This is a genomic window from Halomonas sp. WWR20 (assembly GCF_054602495.1).
In genome coordinates this window covers 1-559 of record NZ_JBTRHR010000031.1, presented here as the reverse complement: position 1 = coordinate 559, position 559 = coordinate 1, and the positions used below count along the sequence as shown (strand labels likewise).

Annotated in this window: 1 protein-coding gene; it reads right to left on the bottom strand. The window is 68.2% G+C overall.

Annotated features, from left to right (window positions below):
• Window positions 1–559 (bottom strand): NAD(P)/FAD-dependent oxidoreductase (locus ACW4DH_RS18995; protein ID WP_459637965.1); only part of this gene is annotated, 559 nt, incomplete at both ends.

The following is a 559-nucleotide window of genomic DNA, read 5'->3' as shown; positions in this document are numbered from 1 at the left end:
GTGTACTTGGCGCGCAGTTCCATGCCCGGCATATAGCCCGACTTCTCGCTGCCGTCCGCCGCCACGCCCATGTCGCCGATGACGATGCCGCGCACCGTGCCGTCCCCGTCGTGCAGCACCTCCTGGGCGGCGAAGCCGGGGAATATCTCCACCCCCAGCCCCTCGGCCTGCTCGGCCAACCAGCGGCACAGGTTACCGGCACTGATCACGTAGTTGGGCATCGCCCCGCCGGTATTGTGCATGCTCCTGGGCACCAGCGCATTGGGCAGTTTCTGGGCCTTCTCGGCATCCTTGAGCAGATACACGTCGTCGCGAACCGCCGGCGTGTTCAAGGGGGCGCCGCGCTCCTCCCAGTCGGGAAACAGCTCGCGCAGGGCGCGGGGCTCGAAGACCGCCCCGGAGAGGATATGCGCCCCGACCTCGGACCCCTTCTCGACCACGCACACCGACAGCTCGCGTTCGGCGGCCTGGGCCTGCTGCATCAGGCGGCAGGCGGCGGACAGGCCGCTGGGACCGGCACCGACGATGACCACGTCGAAGTCCATGTATTCACGTTCCA